We start from the raw sequence: 21281 nt of genomic DNA on the forward strand, positions 1-21281 counted from the left end.
CCCATTCTATTTCACAAAAAACAAATCTGATCTCTTCCCTGAGACTTAGCCTGATAAAGCAATGTATCAGCCGCGTTCAACAAACCTTCTTTTGAACTGTAGCGGTTCTCCATTTGCGTTGCCACACCCATGCTTACTGTTAACTCTGATTCTTGCGATAACGCAAACTGCCTGGTACTTAATTGCGATATATGTCGCTTAATACGTATGGCTAACAATTGGGCGGTCTGTGCTGAACATCGGGGCAACACTAAGGCAAACTCCTCACCGCCATAGCGTGCGGCTAAGGTATCGCGATTAGGAAGGCTTAACGAAATAGTTTCCCCTATTCTCTTTAAGCATCTATCCCCCGCTATATGGCCATATTGGTCGTTGAAGTCTTTAAAGTGGTCGATATCAATAAATATAATACTTAGCGGTACATCGTCTTGCTCGCAAAGATCCCACTGTTTATCAAGGTATTCGGCAAACCGATGACGATTAGCTAGCCCTGTTAAATAGTCGGTATTAGCTTTGTGTAATAGAGAACCGTACTCTGCCTTGTGAAGCGTAAGGTCGCGGAGTATGCAAAGATACAATGTATTCGCCGATGAGAATGCTTCTGGTAGCGTTGATATCGACATTTCAACACACACATGTGTTTGGTTGTCTTTGTCTGCTTGAAGGTTAACTTCCATAGGAGGGGCGGAAATTAAACCTCTTTGGCCTGCATCTAAGCTCTCAATAACATAAGTTTGTGACTTACCCGTATCATCTATAACTAGCTCAAGTAAATTATGCCCTAGCAGTTTGTCTTTTTCTATTCCCAGTAATGAGGCGGATGTAGAGTTAAGCATTTCAATAGTGCCGTTAACATCTATAACGACAACTGCTTCATTGAGAAAATTAATCATGCGCGAAAGTGAAGAATCCTGGTAAAAGTTAAAAAGCTTCTCTGTGGGTTTTTTATTAATATTTTTACTAAGCATTGTTGAAAACATTCCTTATCCCCTAGCTTTGGGCCGTATTGATTGAACAAAGCTTACGGATAAATCTCAAATTAAACCTTCTGGTTACCTTACGAATTAAAACACTGATTTAATTGAAAATTTCAGAGTCAGGAAGGTTAAATCTCGAACCAATTAAGAAGGGAATGGAGCTTTTAAGCGGGAATGTCTGAGCTATGTAACACAGTGCATATATTTCACAGCTTGTGTCTTTTTAACACTTTATTTACCTATGTCGTTCAGGCAAATAAATAAAAGTGCATTTAAATCAATATATTAACGTTTGGCACAAAGTATGAATAATAAATCAGGAATGAAACAGTGTGATTTACTAAACAGGAATAAAGATATGTAGGAGTAGAAGTACGGAAATACCTTCGTGCCTTTTAGATTGTCGTCAATACCGTGAACAGTTTCGGCATTCACTTCTCATATTTAACCCAAAGCATTACACATGCAAAGAAGGAATTTATTATGAAAAAGCTAACGTTAGCAATGGTTATTGGCGCAGTAATGTCTACTTCCGCGTTCGCTGCCCATCATGAATCTAGAATAACCTCAGACTTTGAGGCACTAGATGCAAATGGCAACGGCATGCTTTCCAAGGAAGAGGTTAAGGGAAGTATTACTGAAGAGACTATGTCTAAAATAGACACAGACAGTGATGATAAGATTAACCGTTCTGAGTTTACTGACTACATTAAGGCGAAACCTGAAAGGTTTACTGACGAATTAGTGGTTAAAGAAAAAACAAACCACGATTGTAAAGCCAATAGCGCGCACCAACCCATGGACGAGAAAGAGGCTATGGGAACAGGTGGCGATGTGATTAGCGAAGCAAATAAAGAACTCCGCTCTGAAACGAAAGCCAATGCAAACCATGATTCAATGAGCAAGACATCCGCTATGGCTAAACAGGATTCCATGGGCGCAGATGGCGATGTAATTAGTGAACAAAATAAAGAAATGCGTTCTGAAATGAAAACTAGCGACACACAACACTCAATGAAACATGGTGATGCCATGGACGAAACGGGTGCTGTGATCAGTGAAAAGAACGAAACATTACGTACAGAAGTTACGGATGCTGCGAATATGCGATTCGATGAAGCCGATGCTAATAAAGATGGTGAACTATCTAAACGTGAAATTGAAAACGCAGGTATTAAAGGTGATTTCATGACCATGGATAAAGATGGCAACGAACTTATTACTCGTATGGAATACCGTAGATATTTTGAAGAAATTAAGACAATGGGCCAGTAATACTAAGCCTAATAGTCGCATAGTTTAAGCCCCGCCCTGCGGGGCTTTTTATTGCCTGTTCACTTTCTTACAGGCATAAAAAAAAGGGCTATCCGTTAGGATAGGCTTCGTTGTGAAGCAATCGTTGTGAAGCAATTTCTTCGAATGGGATTGCTTCACAACGAACTATGGCAGTGTGGAGGGCCACCCCTTCGCTAATAGGTTTCACTTCTGAGTTCGATGGCTCATATACCACGGGGTGCAGAATCATGATGCTTTTTTGGAATGAGCGCGCAAGGAGGACCTGCAGTACGCTCAGTTTTTTACTACGGCGTAACTGCTAATATTATTTTCTATTAGACATAAAAAAAGCCCTTATCATACGATAAGGGCTTTCTTCGAATGGGACCTGGCAGTGTGCTACTCTCACATGGGGAAACCCCACACTACCATCGCCGCTAATACGTTTCACTTCTGAGTTCGGAATGGGATCAGGTGGTACCGTATCGCTATGGCTGCCAGGAAAAACTGGTTGCAAACGTTTGTTTGCGTAATACCGACTTATTTAGTCCATATTACTTTAATAATTAACAATTTAGGAATTCTGATATTCACGTAATCAATCTTTGAGCACTGAGTACTACTACTCTCGTTGCTTTAATTAGCTTTGTCTTACAACACTCAAGATAAAAAGCCTCTTGGGCGTTGTATGGTTAAGCCTCTCGGGCAATTAGTACAGGTTAGCTTAACGCCTTACAACGCTTCCACATCCTGCCTATCAACGTCATCGTCTATAACAACCCTTCCGGACTTGGTTTCGGGTCTATACCTAGCAACTAAACGCGCAGTTAACACTCGCTTTCGCTACGGCTCCGCTATTCGCTTAACCTTGCTACTAAATATAAGTCGCTGACCCATTATACAAAAGGTACGCAGTCACCCCATCACTAAGCACCCTGCTTGATTTTTGGCGGTTTACCGTTGGCTGCCTCGCAGGTCAACGTTAACGCTTATCAAACGGTTGCACTTTGTGAGTCACATCACTAAAGGCACTTAGTGATGGGGCTCCCACTGCTTGTACGTATACGGTTTCAGGTTCTATTTCACTCCCCTCACAGGGGTTCTTTTCGCCTTTCCCTCACGGTACTGGTTCACTATCGGTCAGTTAGGAGTATTTAGCCTTGGAGGATGGTCCCCCCATATTCAGTCAAGATAACACGTGTCCCGACCTACTCGATTTCACAACAATGGTTTCTTCGTGTACGGGGCTATCACCCTGTATCGCGCCACTNATAAAAAGCCTCTTGGGCGTTGTATGGTTAAGCCTCTCGGGCAATTAGTACAGGTTAGCTTAACGCCTTACAACGCTTCCACATCCTGCCTATCAACGTCATCGTCTATAACAACCCTTCCGGACTTTAAAAGTCAGGGATGACTCATCTCTGGGCCGGCTTCCCGCTTAGATGCTTTCAGCGGTTATCCGTTCCGAACGTAGCTACCGGGCAATGCCATTGGCATGACAACCCGAACACCAGCGGTTCGTCCACTCCGGTCCTCTCGTACTAGGAGCAGCTCCCATCAATCATCCAACGCCCACACCAGATAGGGACCGAACTGTCTCACGACGTTCTAAACCCAGCTCGCGTACCACTTTAAATGGCGAACAGCCATACCCTTGGGACCGACTTCAGCCCCAGGATGTGATGAGCCGACATCGAGGTGCCAAACACCGCCGTCGATATGAACTCTTGGGCGGTATCAGCCTGTTATCCCCGGAGTACCTTTTATCCGTTGAGCGATGGCCCTTCCATACAGAACCACCGGATCACTATGACCTACTTTCGTACCTGCTCGACGTGTCTGTCTCGCAGTTAAGCTAGCTTATGCCATTGCACTAACCTCACGATGTCCGACCGTGATTAGCTAACCTTCGTGCTCCTCCGTTACTATTTGGGAGGAGACCGCCCCAGTCAAACTACCCACCAGACACTGTCCATAATCCCGATAAGGGACCAATGTTAGAACATCAAACGTACAAGGGTGGTATTTCAAGGACGGCTCCACACAATCTAGCGACTGTGCTTCGAAGCCTCCCACCTATCCTACACATGTAGGTTCAATGTTCAGTGCCAAGCTGTAGTAAAGGTTCACGGGGTCTTTCCGTCTAGGTGCGGGTACACAGCATCTTCACTGCGATTTCAATTTCACTGAGTCTCGGGTGGAGACAGCGTGGCCATGGTTACACCATTCGTGCAGGTCGGAACTTACCCGACAAGGAATTTCGCTACCTTAGGACCGTTATAGTTACGGCCGCCGTTTACCGGGGCTTCGATCAAGAGCTTCTCCGAAGATAACCCCATCAATTAACCTTCCGGCACCGGGCAGGTGTCACACCCTATACGTCCTCTTGCGAGTTAGCAGAGTGCTGTGTTTTTAATAAACAGTCCCAGCCACCTGGTCACTGCGGCCCTCATCTGCTCAAGGAGCAAGTCCTATCACAAACAAGGGCGTACCTTCTCCCGAAGTTACGGTACAATTTTGCCGAGTTCCTTCACCCGAGTTCTCTCAAGCGCCTTAGTATTCTCTACCTGACCACCTGTGTCGGTTTGGGGTACGGTTCATATAATCATAAGTTTAGAAGCTTTTCCTGGAAGCAGGGCATCAACAACTTCACTACCGTAGTAGCTCGTCTCGCATCTCAGCTTTAAGAATCCGGATTTACCTAAATTCTCGGCCTACTTGCTTTCACTTGGACAACCAACGCCAAGCTTGCTTAGCCTTCTCCGTCCCTCCATCACTGATTATATAAGTACGGAAATATTAATCCGTTTCCCATCGACTACGCATTTCTGCCTCGCCTTAGGGGCCGACTTACCCTGCCCTGATTAGCATGGGACAGGAAACCTTGGTCTTCCGGCGTGGGAGTTTTTCACTCCCATTATCGTTACTCATGTCAGCATTCGCACTTGTGATATGTCCAGCAGACTTCTCAATCCACCTTCATCCACTTACACAACGCTCCCCTACCATACGTGTAAACACGTATCCGCAGCTTCGGTATATTGCTTAGCCCCGTTACATCTTCCGCGCAGGCCGACTCGACTAGTGAGCTATTACGCTTTCTTTAAAGGGTGGCTGCTTCTAAGCCAACCTCCTAGCTGTCTATGCCTTCCCACATCGTTTCCCACTTAGCAATATTTTGGGACCTTAGCTGGCGGTCTGGGTTGTTTCCCTCTTCACGACGGACGTTAGCACCCGCCGTGTGTCTCCCGGATAGTTCTCATTGGTATTCGGAGTTTGCAAAGGGTTGGTAAGTCGGGATGACCCCCTAGCCTTAACAGTGCTCTACCCCCAATGGAATTCGTCCGAGGCTCTACCTAAATAGATTTCGGGGAGAACCAGCTATCTCCCGGTTTGATTGGCCTTTCACCCCCAGCCACAAGTCATCCCCTAACTTTTCAACGTTAGTGGGTTCGGTCCTCCAGTTGATGTTACTCAACCTTCAACCTGCCCATGGCTAGATCACCGGGTTTCGGGTCTATACCTAGCAACTAAACGCGCAGTTAACACTCGCTTTCGCTACGGCTCCGCTATTCGCTTAACCTTGCTACTAAATATAAGTCGCTGACCCATTATACAAAAGGTACGCAGTCACGCTCCCACTGCTTGTACGTATACGGTTTCAGGTTCTATTTCACTCCCCTCACAGGGGTTCTTTTCGCCTTTCCCTCACGGTACTGGTTCACTATCGGTCAGTTAGGAGTATTTAGCCTTGGAGGATGGTCCCCCCATATTCAGTCAAGATAACACGTGTCCCGACCTACTCGATTTCACAACAATGGTTTCTTCGTGTACGGGGCTATCACCCTGTATCGCGCCACTTCCCAGAGGCTTCCACTAAATCCAAAATTGCTTAAGGGCTAATCCCCGTTCGCTCGCCGCTACTAGGGGAATCTCGGTTGATTTCTTTTCCTAAGGGTACTTAGATGTTTCAGTTCCCCTCGTTCGCCTCGTTACACTATATATTCATGTAACGATACCTATAAATAGGTGGGTTTCCCCATTCGGACATCTGTGGCTCAAATGCATTTTGTCGGCTCACCACAGCTTTTCGCAGACTTACACGTCCTTCATCGCCTCTAACTGCCAAGGCATCCACCGTATACGCTTAGTCACTTAACCATACAACCCCAAATGGCCTTCGTTAACACTTCCTATTCTTCCTAAATTTTCCTCGTTCGCTCAGTTACATACTAAAAGTATGTGCCTTCGCTTACTCGTCGATTTAGTCGACTAGAAACTGTTACCTCGCCCATTGCACTAATAACCTTATAAATAAGAATATTAAAACAATGATTGAGCGAAGAACTCTCCCGCCTTTTGAAATCAGGACTTAGATGAGATCTAACTCAGTTGTATGCATGACAAGCTAATCGTGAAATTGCCTTGCTATCAAATAAAGATTGATAACAAGCAATTCAAGTCAAGTAGAGTAGTAAGTACGTCTTTCGACTTCTCAATTACTCAAATTTTGATTGATTTACTAATTAAATATCAGCTTTCCAAATTGTTAAAGAACACTTGCATGTGTTAGGCCTGCCGCCAGCGTTCAATCTGAGCCATGATCAAACTCTTCAATTAAATATATCGAATATGAATCGTCGTTGTGTGACACTCTTAATGAGTGCCCACACAGATTGTCTTGTTATAAATTGTTAAAGAACTATCGTGCAAAAATCATAATGCGAAGCATTCTGTTTTTGCGCAAGGAGGACTAACACTACATATAGTTGCTTAGACTTCCCCACCTCACCCGAACAGCCATTGCCTTTTCGATGAGCGCTTCTCTTCGAAGCGGTTGCGCATTCTACGCGCTTCGTTTTCAGTGTCAACGTTTTTCGTAAATTTCTTTCCGAATCGTTGTTAACTCCAAAGAGTTAATGAAAACTGCTTTTCCAGTGTTGTTGCCAACTCCTTGAAGCGAGGCGCGCATTCTACGCGCTTCGGTTTTCATGTCAACACTTTCAAAAAATTAATTTCAAAAGCATTTCCTTGTAAACCTTGCCAGTACTGCCTTTGAGGTTGTAGTGACTTGCTTTGCCAGTGTAAGTTATTTTACTTTCCTGTCGAAGCGGATGCGCATTCTAGAGATTTCTGAGGCAAGGTCAACCTCTTTTTAATAATTCATAAAAAAAGCGACCTAGAAGGTCGCTTTTTAGTCGTTTGGTATATTAATACAACTAACTCATCACTATTAATGACTGAAAGGCGTGTTTTTACACTTTATTAGACGACTCTTCGTCTTGCTGCCCTTCGCTACTATCAACAGTATCGGTCGCACTATTAGCATCAGCATCAAAGTCTGCATCTTCTTCTTGCTCACCTACTACGTCGTTCAATGTAACTTTATCGACGGTTCTAAATGTATTGATTGGGCCAGCAAGCGCATAAAGAGAAAACACAATAAAGAGTACTAAAGCAGGCTCTGTTGCTACCACTACAAATATAAGTAGCACAATAAGCAGCCCTACGAAAGGAACCTTCCCATGCCAATTCAATTCTTTAAATGAATTGTATTTGAAGTTACTCACCATTAGTAGGCCAGCGAAACCAGTAACTAACGCCACTACAATTCCGTAGTCTGTACCTACAGCATCATATTCAACGCCTACCCAGACTAAGCCAGCAACTACTGCTGCTGCAGCTGGGCTAGCCAAGCCTTGGAAGAAGCGTTTATCGGCAATACCAACCTGCGTATTAAATCGTGCTAAACGTAAAGCAGCACCTGCCACATAAACAAAGGCAGCTAACCAACCGAACTTACCGAGCTCAGTTAAGCCCCAGTTGTATGCCACTAACGCCGGCGCCATACCAAATGACACCATATCAGCCATTGAGTCATATTCAGCACCGAAATCGCTTTGCGTATTCGTCATACGCGCAACGCGGCCATCTAATCCATCAAAAATCATAGCAACAAATATAGCTACCGCTGCTGCTTCAAACCTTCCTGTCATCGAAGACACTACTGCAAAAAAGCCTGAAAATAGACCAGCAGTGGTTAGTAGATTGGGAAGAAGATAAATCCCTTTTCGCTTTTGTTCAGACATAAGTCCTCATATATACATAAATAACTGTGTTAATTATTTCATAGTTCATTGCTGGCGCATAGATAACATTCACCGCACCACTGAAGCACATATAAATAACTAGGTATAGGCTAATATACCTAACCACATCACCTGTTCAGTTATCATACATCTATCATGTTGAAGTTCACGAAATCTACTCTGCCTGTAAAAAGAAGAGCTAAATATCGTACGAACTACACCTTTTATATAGATAAAGAAGGTCTAGTTATAATGCGTTTGCTTAATGTATCAATACTTACCGCGGGCTTTATTGGTTTAACCCTATTGCCACTTTCCACTGCTGAAGCAGGTTCTAATAAATGGCATAATTCCGACTACTCAGGGTGCAGCTCAAATAACAGCTCATCTAACAACGATTTATGCGAATCTGCGTTAGGCGAGAATATCTATGACCTCGTTGATGATGGCGTTCAATCAGGAACAGATCCTCTCAATAGCACCATTTCGGTTAACGGGGTAAACATTTCTGTCTCCGCTTGGTCCGACACCTACGGTAAAAACGATGACCTTGTTGTAGATGCGAAGTTAGAAAAAATATCTGACTACTATGGATATGGTGTAACAAATGATGATTGGGAAACTTACTATAGCCCCGATCACGCGATAGATAATGTAAATAAAGTAAACGGAAACGTCACAGACTTCGATTTCGTTTTGTTGTCATTCGACCAAGCTGTTTCTGTAACAGGGGCAAGCTTTTCCTGGCTATACAGCAACAGCGACTCCCAAGTATCTGTCGCCGCACTTGATTCCATTTCAGGTTTAACCTCAGGCAGTCAAACCTGGAGCGATATCGTTGCTGATGCACTGACAACTGCCTCTTATGATATAGAAAATTGTGACTATGTAGAACATAGGGCAGATTTCGATATTTCAGACACTTCCCAGTATTGGTTAATCGGTGCTTATAATACCGTTTTTGAAAATATCGGAGGTTATATTGGAAATGATGCCTTTAAGCTTTCATCAGTTGGATTTTCTGTAGCAAATGAGAGTCCACCGGCCCCCTCAACTGAAGTCAGTGAGCCAACCACGTTAGGCTTATTGCTCGCAGGTGTATTTCTTGTCGCTTGGCGTAGAAAACAGCTTTGAATGGCGCTTACGTAAAAAGCGCTACTTTAGTTCAAAACTGACAGGTATTACCTGTCAGTTTTTTTTACTACTTAGCCCAAAAAGCGTAAGACTCAAAAATAAAAACCAAAAAAAACAAAAACATAAAAATATGGCACAAATAATGCATTAACTGGTTACTAATAGTAAAATTTCAGTTTAAAAGTGGAAGTATAGCCATGCAGTATTTACATAAAGCTTTAGTATCCTTAGTGGTTTTGTCAACATTAAGCGCACCTGCGTTTGCAGGCGGTAGTCGAGGCGATAGATATAGCGGCACAACTGACCCTGTTGACAGCTCTCTTGCTGAAGGCTATTACGATTTGACTGATTTTGACGAGTCTGTAGTAACTTCTGCTACTGGGGTAACTATAGGTGGTGTAAACATTACGCTTACCGGTTGGTCTGATACAGGTAATAGCTTAGATCCTGAAGACTTCGACCAAATAGTGAAAACGGCTTCGCCCTACGAAGTATCTAGCTTCTACGGCTATGGTGTTTTGAATCAGGACGGTGAAGGGTCAACTAGCCCCAACCACTCTATTGATAACTACTACTGGAATGGCGAAGACACAGCTGCCGGAATTGCATACGCTGACTTTGATTTCGTATTGTTCTCTTTCGATTCTGATGTAACACTTGATAACATTGACTTTGGCTGGGCAAACAACAATGGCACTGACCAACAAGTTTCAATTGCTGCATTAAATGATAGCCAGCTAGGGTTACTCCAAGGCGAGTCCAGCAGCTGGTCTGAAATCATTACTGGTGCGGTTTCAGGGTCATTCAATATTACTAAAACTGGGTCGTACAGCTATACTACTGGCGAGCTAGAATTAGTTAACTCAGCGAAGTATTGGTTAGTTGGCGCCTATAACACTGTGTTTGGCAGCGTAGATGGTGCTTCAATGTACAATGATGGATTTAAAATTACCTCTATTGATTTTACTGAGGGCACTCCGCCCCCCGTTGCTGAAGTTCATGAGCCTGGCGTTTTTGGCTTGATGCTAATGAGTTTTGCTATTCTTATATGGCGTAGAAAACGCACTGCGTAATAGTTTCAAAATAGAAAAAAAACACGTATCTTTAGAAGGTGGCTTTGGCCACCTTTTTTTATGGCAGTTAGCAGGATAATTTAATAATGAATTTAGGAACTGGACGTTCGCGTATTTGGCGTTCTACATTGGCCTCGGCAATATTGGCATCGGCATTTGCAGGAAGTTTTTTAAGCATCGCTCATGCTACGACTTCGGAGGATTATGAAAAAGCACTTACTGCATTTAACGCAGATAAGTATAACGAAACCTATATTCACCTGAAAAATAGCTTAAAAAAAGACCCCGAGAACTTAGCTGCCAAAATCCTAATGGGAAAAATACTACTCATTAACGGATATTTAAATGCAGCAGAACTTGAGTTTGTAGAAGCAATAGAGATGGGAGCAGACATAAACCTGCTCGCCGAGCCCTTGGGCAATACTTGGCTCTTTCTCAATAAATACACAGACATCGTCAACTTTAATCAAACCAGTAAACTCACCAAGGAAAGCAACCGAGCTTGGCTGCAAATACGCGCCACAGCATGTATACGACTAGATGATCTAACGTGTGCCGAAACTGATTATTCACAAATACTTTCTGATACCCCTCGCTACGTTCCTGCTATTAATGGGTTGGCTTCTATTGCGCTTCAAAGAGATAATTTATCATTGGCTCGTAAACTTATTAATGACGCCGAGAATATAGAAAAAGAAAATGCCATTACTTGGCGCTTAAAAGGCCAATTGGCCTATCGCGAGGGAAATACCAAAGCGGCTACTGAATACCTGCAAACCGCACTATCATTTAACCGCGAAGATCCTATTGCACTTAGGAATCTTGTTGACCTTTATCTACAAGCTAAAGACTATGACCAAGCGAAGCTATTTGTCGATGAAATTATTGAAGATACGCCCAACGACCCTCTCGCCATTTTGTTAAATAGTTGGTTGCAAAGCCGTAATACCGAAACAGCCATCGACAATGAACAATTACTTCAGCTCAATGAGTTTATGAGTCAATTAGATCCTGAAATAATTGCCTCTCAACCTATGCTGCTGTACATAAGCGGGCTGACAAACTTTTTCAATAACAATATGGAAAAGGCAGCGAAGGACTTCACAAGCTACCTACAAAATGAACCTGATGACATTCAGGCTGTAATGATGCTGTCTCAGGTTTATCTCTCTACGCAACAAGGTAAGCAAGCCCTACTTTTGTTAGAGCGTTATCAGGATGTACTGCTGGAAAATCCTGATTCGGCACTTATTTTAGGCGATTTGTTTATAAAACAGAATAAAGCCTTTAAAGCTGAAAGGTTGTTGCAGCAACTAGAAATACGACACCCCTCGGAAAGTAAATTACAGCTTTTTAAAATTAGATTGATGGCGGCAAGAGGTAAGCAGGATAAAGCCTTGGCGATCCTCGAACAAAATTTTTCTAGGTATAAAGACAGCCCTTCTTATCTTTTCACCTACGCGTTAATGAACCTTCAAGCCTCACGTTACGACCAAGCACTTCGCAGCGCTGGCCTACTTGCAGACAAGTTCCCAGAGGATCCTGAAGTTTATAATTTACAAGCGGGGATTCTTATACGGCAGGGGCAATTAGCAGAAGCCAAATCGAAAATTGAAAAAGCATTGGCAATTAACCCCGCGTTATTTCCTGCAAAATTCAATTTGGCTGCTACTGAAAGCAGATTGGGGAACCTAGACGTATCATCACAACTCGTTGAAGAACTGCTTACTCTATCGCCAAAGCATAACGAAACACTGCTACTTAAAGCACACAATTTGACTCGTCTTGGTAGTACACAAGAAGCCAAGCAAATTTACATTGATATACTTACGCTAAACCCGCAAAACATAGCCGCCAAGGAGCGGTTAGTCGCTATTTACCAACGTGAAGGTGATAGTAAAAGCGCTCTATATCATTTAGATAGACTTATCAAAGATGAATTCGACAATCCTGATTACCTTCTCAGTAAAGCCGGATTGTTAATTGCGTTAAAAGATTATGAGAACGCGAAAAAAACGCTAAATATTGTTGAGAACTTTATACAGCAAGACGCCACTAGGTTACTTCGTTTGAGTGACCAACTATTGCTAATAAATGAAGAAGATAGAGCGCTGGCAGCAATGGAAAAGGCACAATCAGCTGCACCAGATTCTTCAATTATAGTCCTTGCTCATGTACGACTTTTATTGAAATTAGATAAAGTTAATGATGCAAACGTGTTACTGGCGTCTATCGCAACTACACAGCAGGGCAATGCCAATTATTGGTTGCTGAAAGGCAGAGCTTTGACAGCTGAAGAACGTGATGAACAAGCCCTTGAGGCTTATCGACGAGCCCTTAGACTAGATAGAGATTTCGCACCGCCGCTAATCGCTATTTACAACTACGCCCTTAATGAGCGCTATGTAGATACATTCATTGAAGAGTCAGAGGCAATTATCAAGCAAAACCCAAAAAACCTTCTGGCCAAAAGCTTACTTGCTCAATATCTCTATTTCATACGTGATTTTGACGCAGCAACAGCCCTATATAATGAGCTAGTAAAAATACCCGAAACACCAAGTCCAGCACAGGCTTACAATAGGCTAGCTATTATGGCAATGGAAATGGGAACGGAGAGTGCTGAAAGCTATATCATCAAAGCCTATGAACTCGACCCCTCATCTTCGAAAATTCTTGATACGTTTGGCTGGTTAAAAGCACAACAAGGGCAATATGAAACAAGCCTCAAAATGCTACGCGACGCCTTTGCCCGAGATGCCAATGATCCTAACATTCGCTATCACCTTGGTTATACATTGGCTAAGTTAGGCAGAATTGAAGAAGCAAAAGAAGAATTAACCTTTGCGGTAAATGTGAAACGGCCTTTCTTTAAACGCACTGAAGCACAAAGCCTGCTCGATGGTCTTTAATTACGTTCGTTAACTTTTTTCACGTATAAGAAAGCCACACTCTCTATCAAGATGTGTGGCTTTGTTTTATCTACACGCTTATTACTGCGGCATAAGCTAATTAATCACTGATTTGAAATCACTAGCTTTTCGTTATCTACATCTATTCTGATAACAGAATCTGGTACCAAATCAGCTGAAAGTAACTTTTGTGCGAGTGGATTTTCTATATGAACCTGAATCGCCCGTTTAAGTGGCCGCGCACCATATACAGGGTCGAAGCCAGCATCAGCGAGTTTATCCATAGCAGCCCCAGATAAATTAAGCTTGTACCCTTTTTCCACTAACCTAGCACGAAGTGCTGCTAGTTGAATTTTAGCAATAGATTTAATTTCGTCTTTGCCAAGTGGGTGGAATACCACAATGTCATCAACTCGGTTAATAAACTCAGGACGGAAATGCTGCCCTACCACCGACATCACTGACGCTTTCATTTCTTCGTACTGACTTTCTTCATGTTGCGTTTGAATAATGTCAGAACCTAAGTTGGATGTCATGATCACTACGGTGTTTTTGAAATCAACTGTGCGACCTTGCCCATCGGTTAAGCGACCGTCGTCTAATACCTGTAGCAAGATATTAAAAACATCAGGGTGTGCTTTTTCTACTTCGTCGAGCAAAATTACAGAATAAGGCTTTCTACGTACTGCTTCGGTTAAATAGCCACCTTCTTCATACCCAACATAGCCAGGGGGCGCCCCAACTAAACGAGCAACAGAGTGGCGCTCCATAAATTCCGACATATCAATGCGCACCATGGCGTCTTCGGTGTCGAACATGAAACCGGCTAGCGCTTTACATAATTCAGTTTTACCAACCCCTGTTGGGCCTAAAAACAGGAAGGAGCCAATAGGACGGTTAGGATCCGCAAGGCCAGCTCGAGAACGTCTGATTGCGTTAGATACTGCCTCAACCGCTTCCCCCTGCCCCACAACACGTTTGTGTAGTACATCTTCCATTTTAAGTAGTTTGTCACGCTCGCCTTCTAGCATTTTAGCAACAGGTATACCTGTCCAACGTGACAATACATCGGCAATTTCAACATCGGTGACTTTGTTTTTCACCAACTTAGTTTCTCGGGTTTCATTTTCAGATGCCCGCTCAAGTTTTGCTTCTAACTCGGGAATTCTGCCGTACTGAAGCTCAGACATACGATTTAAATCTGATGCCCTGCGCGCAATCTCTAAATCGAGTTTAGCTTGCTCTAGCGATGACTTAATGGTTTGCGTACCTTGCATGGCTTCTTTTTCATCAAGCCATACTTTTTCAAAGTCATTGTATTTAGTTTCAGCTTGCTCACGTTCAAGCTCAATCATTTCTAAACGTTTGTGACTGGCATCATCCGTTTCCTTGGCAAGTGCCTGCTCTTCCAGTTTCAGTTGAATAATACGGCGCTCTAATCTGTCCATATCTTCAGGTTTTGAATCTATTTGAATACGAATACTCGATGCTGCTTCATCAATCAAATCAATAGCTTTATCGGGGAGTTGTCTGTCGCTAATATAGCGATGAGACAAGCTGGCCGCCGCTACGATAGCTGGATCGGTAATATCCACTGAATGGTGAAGTTCATACCGTTCTTTCAACCCCCTCAAAATAGCGATGGTGTCTTCTACGCTGGGTTCATCTACCAACACTTTCTGGAATCGGCGTTCAAGAGCGGCGTCTTTTTCGATATATTGGCGATACTCATCAAGGGTAGTTGCGCCCACACAGTGCAATTCACCGCGAGCTAACGCTGGTTTTAACATGTTACCCGCGTCCATAGCGCCATCGCCTTTACCTGCGCCTACCATGGTGTGTAGTTCGTCAACGAATAAAATAACCCGACCTTCTTCTTTAGCTAATTCGTTAAGCACGGCTTTAAGGCGCTCTTCGAATTCTCCGCGATATTTTGCGCCCGCCACCAATGCGCCCATATCAAGCGAAAGCACCCGCTTATTCTTAAGCCCTTCTGGTACTTCACCATTAATAATGCGCTGCGCTAACCCCTCAACAATCGCGGTTTTGCCCACACCAGGCTCGCCAATAAGAACTGGGTTGTTCTTTGTTCTGCGTTGCAAAACCTGCACTGCACGACGAATTTCATCATCGCGACCAATAACAGGGTCGAGCTTCCCTTGTTCTGCGCGCTCGGTTAAATCTGTAGTAAATTTCTCCAGCGCTTGGCGCACGTCTTCGGCATTCGGATCATTTACAGTTTGCCCGCCTCGCATAGAGTCGATAGCGTTTTCTACGTTATCTTTAGTAATGTTAAGCTGCTTTAAAATTTCGCCTAATCGACCGTTATCTTGAAAGGCTGCCAGCACGAAAATTTCAGAGGTAATGTACTCATCTTTACGCTGCTGAGCTATTTTGTCGCACATGTTAAGCAGAATGCCACTTTGTTTACTTAGCTGTACATCACCGCCAATGCCATCAACGCTAGCGATACGGTCAACCGCTTCACTCAATGCCGAGCGCAGTGCATTCACATTTACATTTGCTTGGTCGAGTACGGGGCGTACCGAGCCGCCTTGCTGGTTCAGCAAAGCCGTCATTAAATGTACAGGTTCAATGTATTGATGGTCGCGCCCAAGCGCTAAAGATTGAGCATCCGAAATGGCAAGTTGGAACTTATTGGTGAATCTGTCTAATCGCATGGCTAAACCCTAATAATGTCAAAATACCTTATGCATTAGTTATGGGATCTTATTGAATGAGATTCAAGAGAAACGTTTAAAGTTTCGTAAACCTTTGATTTAGCGCAAACCTATTACACTTACCATTCGGCCAGTAGCTAGCTTGCCTTGATGCGTTGCTCTGCGGTGGGAATAAAACTGTTTTTCATTGCAATAGGTACATAGCTGACTATTGATGACGGTACCAACATTTAGCGATGCTAGCTGCTGGGCAGCAATGGCGGGTAAATCCAATTGAAACTTAGTGGGTATATCACCTTGGCATATTGCTGATGGGTAATCCGCGAAGCGTTGTGCTAACGCAGCATCTACTTCATAACACTGCTGACAAATGGCTGGCCCAATCCAAGCCATTAAATCTGAAGCTTGGCGCGAAAAATGGCTCACTGTGCGGCCAATAATTGCAGACTCAAGCCCTTTCCATCCAGCATGCACGGCAGCCACTTCTTTACCTGTAATGTCACAGATAAGAATAGGTACGCAGTCAGCCGTCATTACTGCACAAAAATGCGTACTACTTGTGGTAAAAGCTGCATCGCCTTCTGTCTCGGAAGAAGGCAACGTAACAACATGATTGCCGTGAACTTGATTTAACCACGTAATAGCATTGGCATAGGGTAAACCAGCGCGATTTAATGCCACGGCTTCCTTGTCATCACCCACGTGGTCTCCGACATTACATTGGGCAAACTCCCCACGACTGGCACCTTCGCCATCATGGTCACAGCCACTGCCATCACGCGTGGTAGTGTAAGCAACCACATTTTCAGGGCTATGCCATTGAGGTGTTATCATGTTGAGCTCCGTCGCTCTGCAGCCATTTTATTGGGTCAGACAAACCAGTTGCACTGATTAAATCATATCCTCAGGGTTTTCTTTAGAGTCTAAGCGTACTGCAGCCAATAAATCTTGCATATCTTTTGGCAGTGGCGCTTGCCATGTCATCCACTCTTCCGATTCTGGATGATACAAAGAAAGCTGAGCTGCGTGTAAAGCCTGACGCTGGAAACCCCGTAACGTGTTAACAAAATCATCAGATGCACCTTTCGGTAAGCGTGGTCTACCACTGTAGGTAGGATCGCCTAGTAACGGATGCTTAATGTGGGCCATATGCACACGAATTTGGTGGGTTCTGCCTGTTTCCAGCTTTAAGCGCAAATGCGTATAAGCACGAAACTTCTCGATAACACGAAAGTGAGTTACTGCAGGTTTACCATTTTCACGCACGGCCATGTGTGTACGCTTAGTTGCATGGCGCCCAATAGGCGCATCCACCACACCACCAGCTACCATAGTGCCCATCGCAACGGCTTCATACTCTCGGCTCATCACTCGTGTTTGCAGCTGATCTACCAGGTGGGTTTGTGCTGGTAAGGTTTTCGCTACTACCATCAGGCCTGTTGTGTCTTTATCTAAACGATGCACTATACCGGCACGAGGCACTTTATCGATGTCAGGAACATGATTAAGCAATGCGTTAAGCACAGTGCCACTTGGATTGCCCGCACCAGGATGAACCACTAAGTCAGCAGGTTTGTTAATGACTAAAATATGTTCATCTTCATAAACAATATCCAATGCAATATCTTGCGCTTGGCTAGTGACCTGCACTTCTATTTCAGCGCTAACAGTCACCACCTCATCCATTTGCATTTTATGGCGTGGTACTGTGATAACCTGTCCATCAACGGACACATTTCCGCCTTGGATCCAAGTTTTTAGCTTAGAACGTGAATATTCAGGGAACAAATCAGCTAAAACCTGATCTAACCGAAGACCAAAGTGCTCAGCCCCTGTGGTTGCTTCTAATTGTAATGTGTTGTCCGACTCTGTCATAACACCGATTATTAAGTGTAAAAAGGGTATTATAACAAGCTTTCAATCGGTACACTGCGTTGTTTGCGAATTTGTATGGTTTTTATCATCGCGAGTACGTTAGAATACGAGAACATGAGCTTAGACAGCGAAGTAATCAATACTGTTTAGCAGGAAAAAAGAACTATTATGAAATCAATTCGATTACTGGCACCTGTGTTATTAGGTGCAATGGTATCTGTCGCAGGCTGTAGTAGCTCCTCCGACGAAGAAGAAAAAGCCGTTATGGCTAATATGGGTGCGCAACAGCTATATAACAGAGCCAAAGAAAGCATGGAAGTGGGTAACTTCAGTGCTGCGGCCCAGACATTAGGCGCATTAGACTCTCGTTACCCATTTGGCCCGCTTTCGCACCAAGTGCAATTAGACCTTATCTATAGTTACTACAAATCAGGTAAGAGTGATGAGACGTTAGCCACTATCGATAGGTTTATTCGTCTTAATCCAAACCACTCAGATGTTGATTATGCCTACTATATGCGTGGCCTTACCAACATGGAGTCTGACAGTAACCTGTTTCAAGATTTAATGAACATTGATAGGACTGACCGAGATCCTTCGAAATCTCGTCAGGCTTTTGAAGATTTCAGACGCTTAATGCAGCAATACCCTGACAGCAAATATGCTGCAGACGCACGCAAGCGCATGCTTCATATTAAAGACAGGCTTGCACGATACGAAATTGCTATTGCCCGCTTCTACATGCGCAGACACGCTTATGTTGCAGCAGCTAACCGTGGCAGATATGTTATCGAGCACTTCCCTGAAAGTACACAAATTCAGCAAGCGCTTGAAATTATGGTATCTAGTTACGAGCAATTAGGATTAGATGATTTGCGTGGTAATGCCATGAAGACATTGAAGTTGAACTTCCCTGAAAGTGACTTTATTAGTTAATCATTCTAATAGCAGTAATAAAAAGCGCAGTTTAAAACAAACTGCGCTTTTTTTTGAATCTGCTTTTTAACTTTAACTGAGAAAATTTACAAAAATACTATTACGAAGGCTAGCGAAAGAAAAGATGACTAAATGGATTGAGAAGGCGCGCTATACCAGACGTAAAATGTAAGGGCTGGTCAACAATAGTAAATACTAAGCAACCTTGGGCATTATCAGAACGCGGGGTATGCGTATTTTGGCCATCCATGAAAATAAAATCGCCAGAATCGTAGTTGTTAATCCCATCACTGAATTCACCGTTTATCACCAAAGTGTATTCAGTGCCTCGGTGAGTATGTTCGGGCACACTACCACCTTTAGCCATATATATGAAATTGGCTACTCCTTGGCTACCTAAATCCACAGGTGCCTGCCATAACTTCCCTACTAAACTAGACCAGCCCCCTGTCTTCTCTATATACCGCTGAAGTGTTCGTGGGAGGACAAAGTTCCTGCCATCAAGCTCAATAGAATGGATAGCAGCCTTACTGACTTCTGTCTTACTGCTTGGCTTTCGGGAGATTTCTTTCTGATTCAAGCCGGTATCAGCTTCAACAGAAGACGGCGCTTGAGTAATTTGCGCAATCATTGCGCTGTAATCGGCTTTAAGGTCAACTTGCTTAAAACCATTATCTTGCAGTAACGAACCAGCTAGGCGCTCGGTTTCTTGTTCCACAAATCGCTGACACGTGCTGCACATATCACAATGTGCAGAGACCATCAGCGACACCGCCGGCGATAAATTTCCGTCAACGAATGAAACAAGTTGTTGAGCACTCGGGTGGAACCTAATCATTACTTTGCAACATACCTTTTAATCTTTGAAGTGCTAAGCGAGTTCTTGACTTAACAGTACCCAGTGGGATATCTAATTCATCGGCGACTTCTTGCTGAGATTTACCATCAATGTAAATAGCTTCAATAACTGCCTTTTGTTTAACCGGAAGCGATTCAAACAAATAACCGATTTGTTCTAACGTTACTTGTTCGTCAAGAGGTGCTTCGTTTAGGTCGGCAGTTTGTTCACACAATACTGGCCAAAGATCATCAGAGCATACATCTTCTTTTCGGTTTTGAAGCTTACGCAGCATATCAAAACGAATATTTCGAGCAATGGTGAAAATCCAGGTAGATGGCGAACCTTTCTCTGCGTTAAATAAATGCGCTTTTTGCCACACATTCGACATAGTGTCTTGTACTAGTTCCATGGCAAGGGCTTCGTTACCCATCTGCTTTAAAGCGTATGAACGAAGTCTTGGAGCAAAGTAATTAAAAACTCGCGCAAAAGATTTTTTACAACGCTTTTGGGCAACTTCAACTAGGTAATCTGACATCTCAACCGCGCATTCTTTCGGTTTAATCGTACTCTTACTTTGTTCTAAAGGAATTCCAACTAACATAAGGTTTCGTCCGTTTATCCGATTCGATTAATATATTTTACAAACAAACGATGAAAGAAGTTCGAAAAAATCGCCAATTCCACATTACAATTGTTTAATGGAATTTAACACTTTATCTATTAATTCGGTTTATCGAATTAATGCACACAGATAGTTAAGTAAGTTCTTGCCACCACCCTGTCTAAGAAATTGCTGCTTTTGTCCACCATCAACAGGTAGCAATTCAAGCCACCGTCTTAACACCCACATAGGGTCGTCAAACCGGGTTTCCTCATAAAGTGATGCTATCTCCGTATACTTCGCAAAAATTTCTTTCAAACGCTCATTTATAGGCGCTAATTGCTGAGGTGATATTTCGCAGTTCCAAGGCGATACAGAATGACAATGACCTGTACGTAACCCATCTGATTCAACTGCTACATCAGTTACCTCAACTAACTCTAATCCAGCAACCTTTATGCCAAGCAAGCCGTCATCGAGCAAATCGAAGTCGACAACCTTGGCGTAGGTACCAATCGGATAAATATGTTCATTACGGGATTTATCACCAGATGCGTTTAGCATACACATCACAAACCCTTTATTTTCAGCACATGCCTGCTTAACCATGCGCGTGTACCTTGGCTCGAAAATGCGTAACGCCATACGTCCCTCTGGAAGCAAATGGGCAGATAACGGAAATAGTGGAATGGGTGTCTTACTCATAAACTCTTAACTCTTTTGGTCATAAGCAATTACGCCACTGTGAACAAATTGGATCGCTAGGGAAAAAATTTCACACTTTAGTCTAAAGGTAATGATCCGACGCGCTACATTATTTGTAGAATGAATATATTAAGAAAACATTAACCAACCCGGTTACGCTTCGAATAGTAGAACGATAATCA

At 43.3% G+C, this 21281-nt stretch carries 13 protein-coding genes and 2 rRNA genes; 5 read left to right on the top strand and 10 right to left on the bottom strand.

Annotated elements, in window-relative coordinates:
• Window positions 1-11 precede the first annotated feature (11 nt).
• The gene (locus FLAVO9R_RS13150; protein ID WP_232370649.1) at window positions 12-968 is read right to left on the bottom strand and encodes a GGDEF domain-containing protein; all 957 of its coding nucleotides are present in this window, start codon (window positions 966-968) and stop codon (window positions 12-14) included.
• Window positions 969-1460: 492 nt separating this feature from the next.
• On the opposite strand from FLAVO9R_RS13150, the gene FLAVO9R_RS13155 reads away from it, so the two are divergent.
• Complete coding sequence (locus tag FLAVO9R_RS13155) at window positions 1461-2252, top strand: EF-hand domain-containing protein (protein WP_159532016.1); 792 nt, start codon at window positions 1461-1463, stop codon at window positions 2250-2252.
• 386 nt (window positions 2253-2638) lie between these two features.
• Here the strand turns inward: FLAVO9R_RS13155 and rrf are convergent.
• The 3 genes from rrf to pssA all read right to left on the bottom strand — a co-directional run bounded on the left by rrf (window position 2639) and on the right by pssA (window position 8341).
• Window positions 2639-2754, bottom strand: a 5S ribosomal RNA gene (gene rrf, locus FLAVO9R_RS13160).
• Window positions 2755-3546: 792 nt separating this feature from the next.
• Window positions 3547-6413: ribosomal RNA gene (locus FLAVO9R_RS13165) — 23S ribosomal RNA — on the bottom strand.
• Between the two features lie 1094 nt (window positions 6414-7507).
• Window positions 7508-8341 carry a CDP-diacylglycerol--serine O-phosphatidyltransferase gene (gene pssA / locus FLAVO9R_RS13170; protein WP_159532018.1) on the bottom strand — a complete coding sequence of 278 codons (834 nt, stop codon included), beginning with the start codon at window positions 8339-8341 and terminating at the stop codon, window positions 7508-7510.
• A gap of 252 nt (window positions 8342-8593) precedes the next feature.
• Between pssA and xdp1 (FLAVO9R_RS13175) the strand changes: the two genes are divergently transcribed.
• The 3 genes from xdp1 (FLAVO9R_RS13175) to prsT all read left to right on the top strand — a co-directional run bounded on the left by xdp1 (FLAVO9R_RS13175) (window position 8594) and on the right by prsT (window position 13460).
• Window positions 8594-9475, top strand: coding sequence for an exosortase-dependent surface protein XDP1 (gene xdp1, locus FLAVO9R_RS13175; RefSeq protein ID WP_159532020.1), 882 nt, complete (start codon window positions 8594-8596; stop codon window positions 9473-9475).
• A 197-nt stretch (window positions 9476-9672) separates the two neighbouring features.
• On the top strand, window positions 9673-10548 hold the full coding sequence (gene xdp1, locus FLAVO9R_RS13180) for an exosortase-dependent surface protein XDP1 (protein WP_159532023.1): 876 nt from the start codon (window positions 9673-9675) through the stop codon (window positions 10546-10548).
• Window positions 10549-10634: 86 nt separating this feature from the next.
• Window positions 10635-13460 carry an XrtA/PEP-CTERM system TPR-repeat protein PrsT gene (gene prsT / locus FLAVO9R_RS13185; protein WP_159532025.1) on the top strand — a complete coding sequence of 942 codons (2826 nt, stop codon included), beginning with the start codon at window positions 10635-10637 and terminating at the stop codon, window positions 13458-13460.
• Window positions 13461-13564: 104 nt separating this feature from the next.
• On the opposite strand, the gene clpB is transcribed toward prsT, so the two are convergent.
• The 3 genes from clpB to rluD form a co-directional block, all read right to left on the bottom strand.
• Window positions 13565-16141: an ATP-dependent chaperone ClpB gene (gene clpB, locus FLAVO9R_RS13190; RefSeq protein ID WP_159532027.1), complete on the bottom strand. Its 2577-nt coding sequence runs from the start codon at window positions 16139-16141 to the stop codon at window positions 13565-13567.
• A 99-nt stretch (window positions 16142-16240) separates the two neighbouring features.
• Window positions 16241-16975 (bottom strand): peptidoglycan editing factor PgeF, encoded by a 735-nt coding sequence (gene pgeF, locus FLAVO9R_RS13195; RefSeq protein ID WP_159532029.1) that lies wholly within the window; start codon window positions 16973-16975, stop codon window positions 16241-16243.
• A gap of 57 nt (window positions 16976-17032) precedes the next feature.
• Complete coding sequence (rluD, locus tag FLAVO9R_RS13200; protein WP_159532031.1) at window positions 17033-18016, bottom strand: 23S rRNA pseudouridine(1911/1915/1917) synthase RluD; 984 nt, start codon at window positions 18014-18016, stop codon at window positions 17033-17035.
• A 168-nt stretch (window positions 18017-18184) separates the two neighbouring features.
• Between rluD and FLAVO9R_RS13205 the strand changes: the two genes are divergently transcribed.
• Window positions 18185-18952, top strand: a complete 768-nt coding sequence (locus FLAVO9R_RS13205) for an outer membrane protein assembly factor BamD (protein WP_159532033.1) — start codon at window positions 18185-18187, stop codon at window positions 18950-18952.
• 109 nt (window positions 18953-19061) lie between these two features.
• Here FLAVO9R_RS13205 and FLAVO9R_RS13210 read toward each other — a convergent pair whose 3' ends face one another.
• The 3 genes from FLAVO9R_RS13210 to FLAVO9R_RS13220 form a co-directional block, all read right to left on the bottom strand.
• A complete protein-coding gene (locus FLAVO9R_RS13210; RefSeq protein ID WP_159532035.1) occupies window positions 19062-19790 on the bottom strand; it encodes a ChrR family anti-sigma-E factor in 729 nt (242 codons plus the stop codon).
• Window positions 19783-20394, bottom strand: a complete 612-nt coding sequence (locus FLAVO9R_RS13215; protein WP_159532037.1) for a sigma-70 family RNA polymerase sigma factor — start codon at window positions 20392-20394, stop codon at window positions 19783-19785. The genes FLAVO9R_RS13210 and FLAVO9R_RS13215 overlap by 8 nt, the downstream gene beginning before the upstream one ends.
• Before the next feature lie 129 nt (window positions 20395-20523).
• On the bottom strand, window positions 20524-21099 hold the full coding sequence (locus FLAVO9R_RS13220; protein ID WP_159532039.1) for an LON peptidase substrate-binding domain-containing protein: 576 nt from the start codon (window positions 21097-21099) through the stop codon (window positions 20524-20526).
• Between the last annotated feature and the right edge of the window lie 182 nt (window positions 21100-21281).

The organism is Alteromonas sp. 38 (assembly GCF_902506055.1).
Lineage (GTDB): Bacteria > Pseudomonadota > Gammaproteobacteria > Enterobacterales > Alteromonadaceae > Alteromonas > Alteromonas lipotrueae.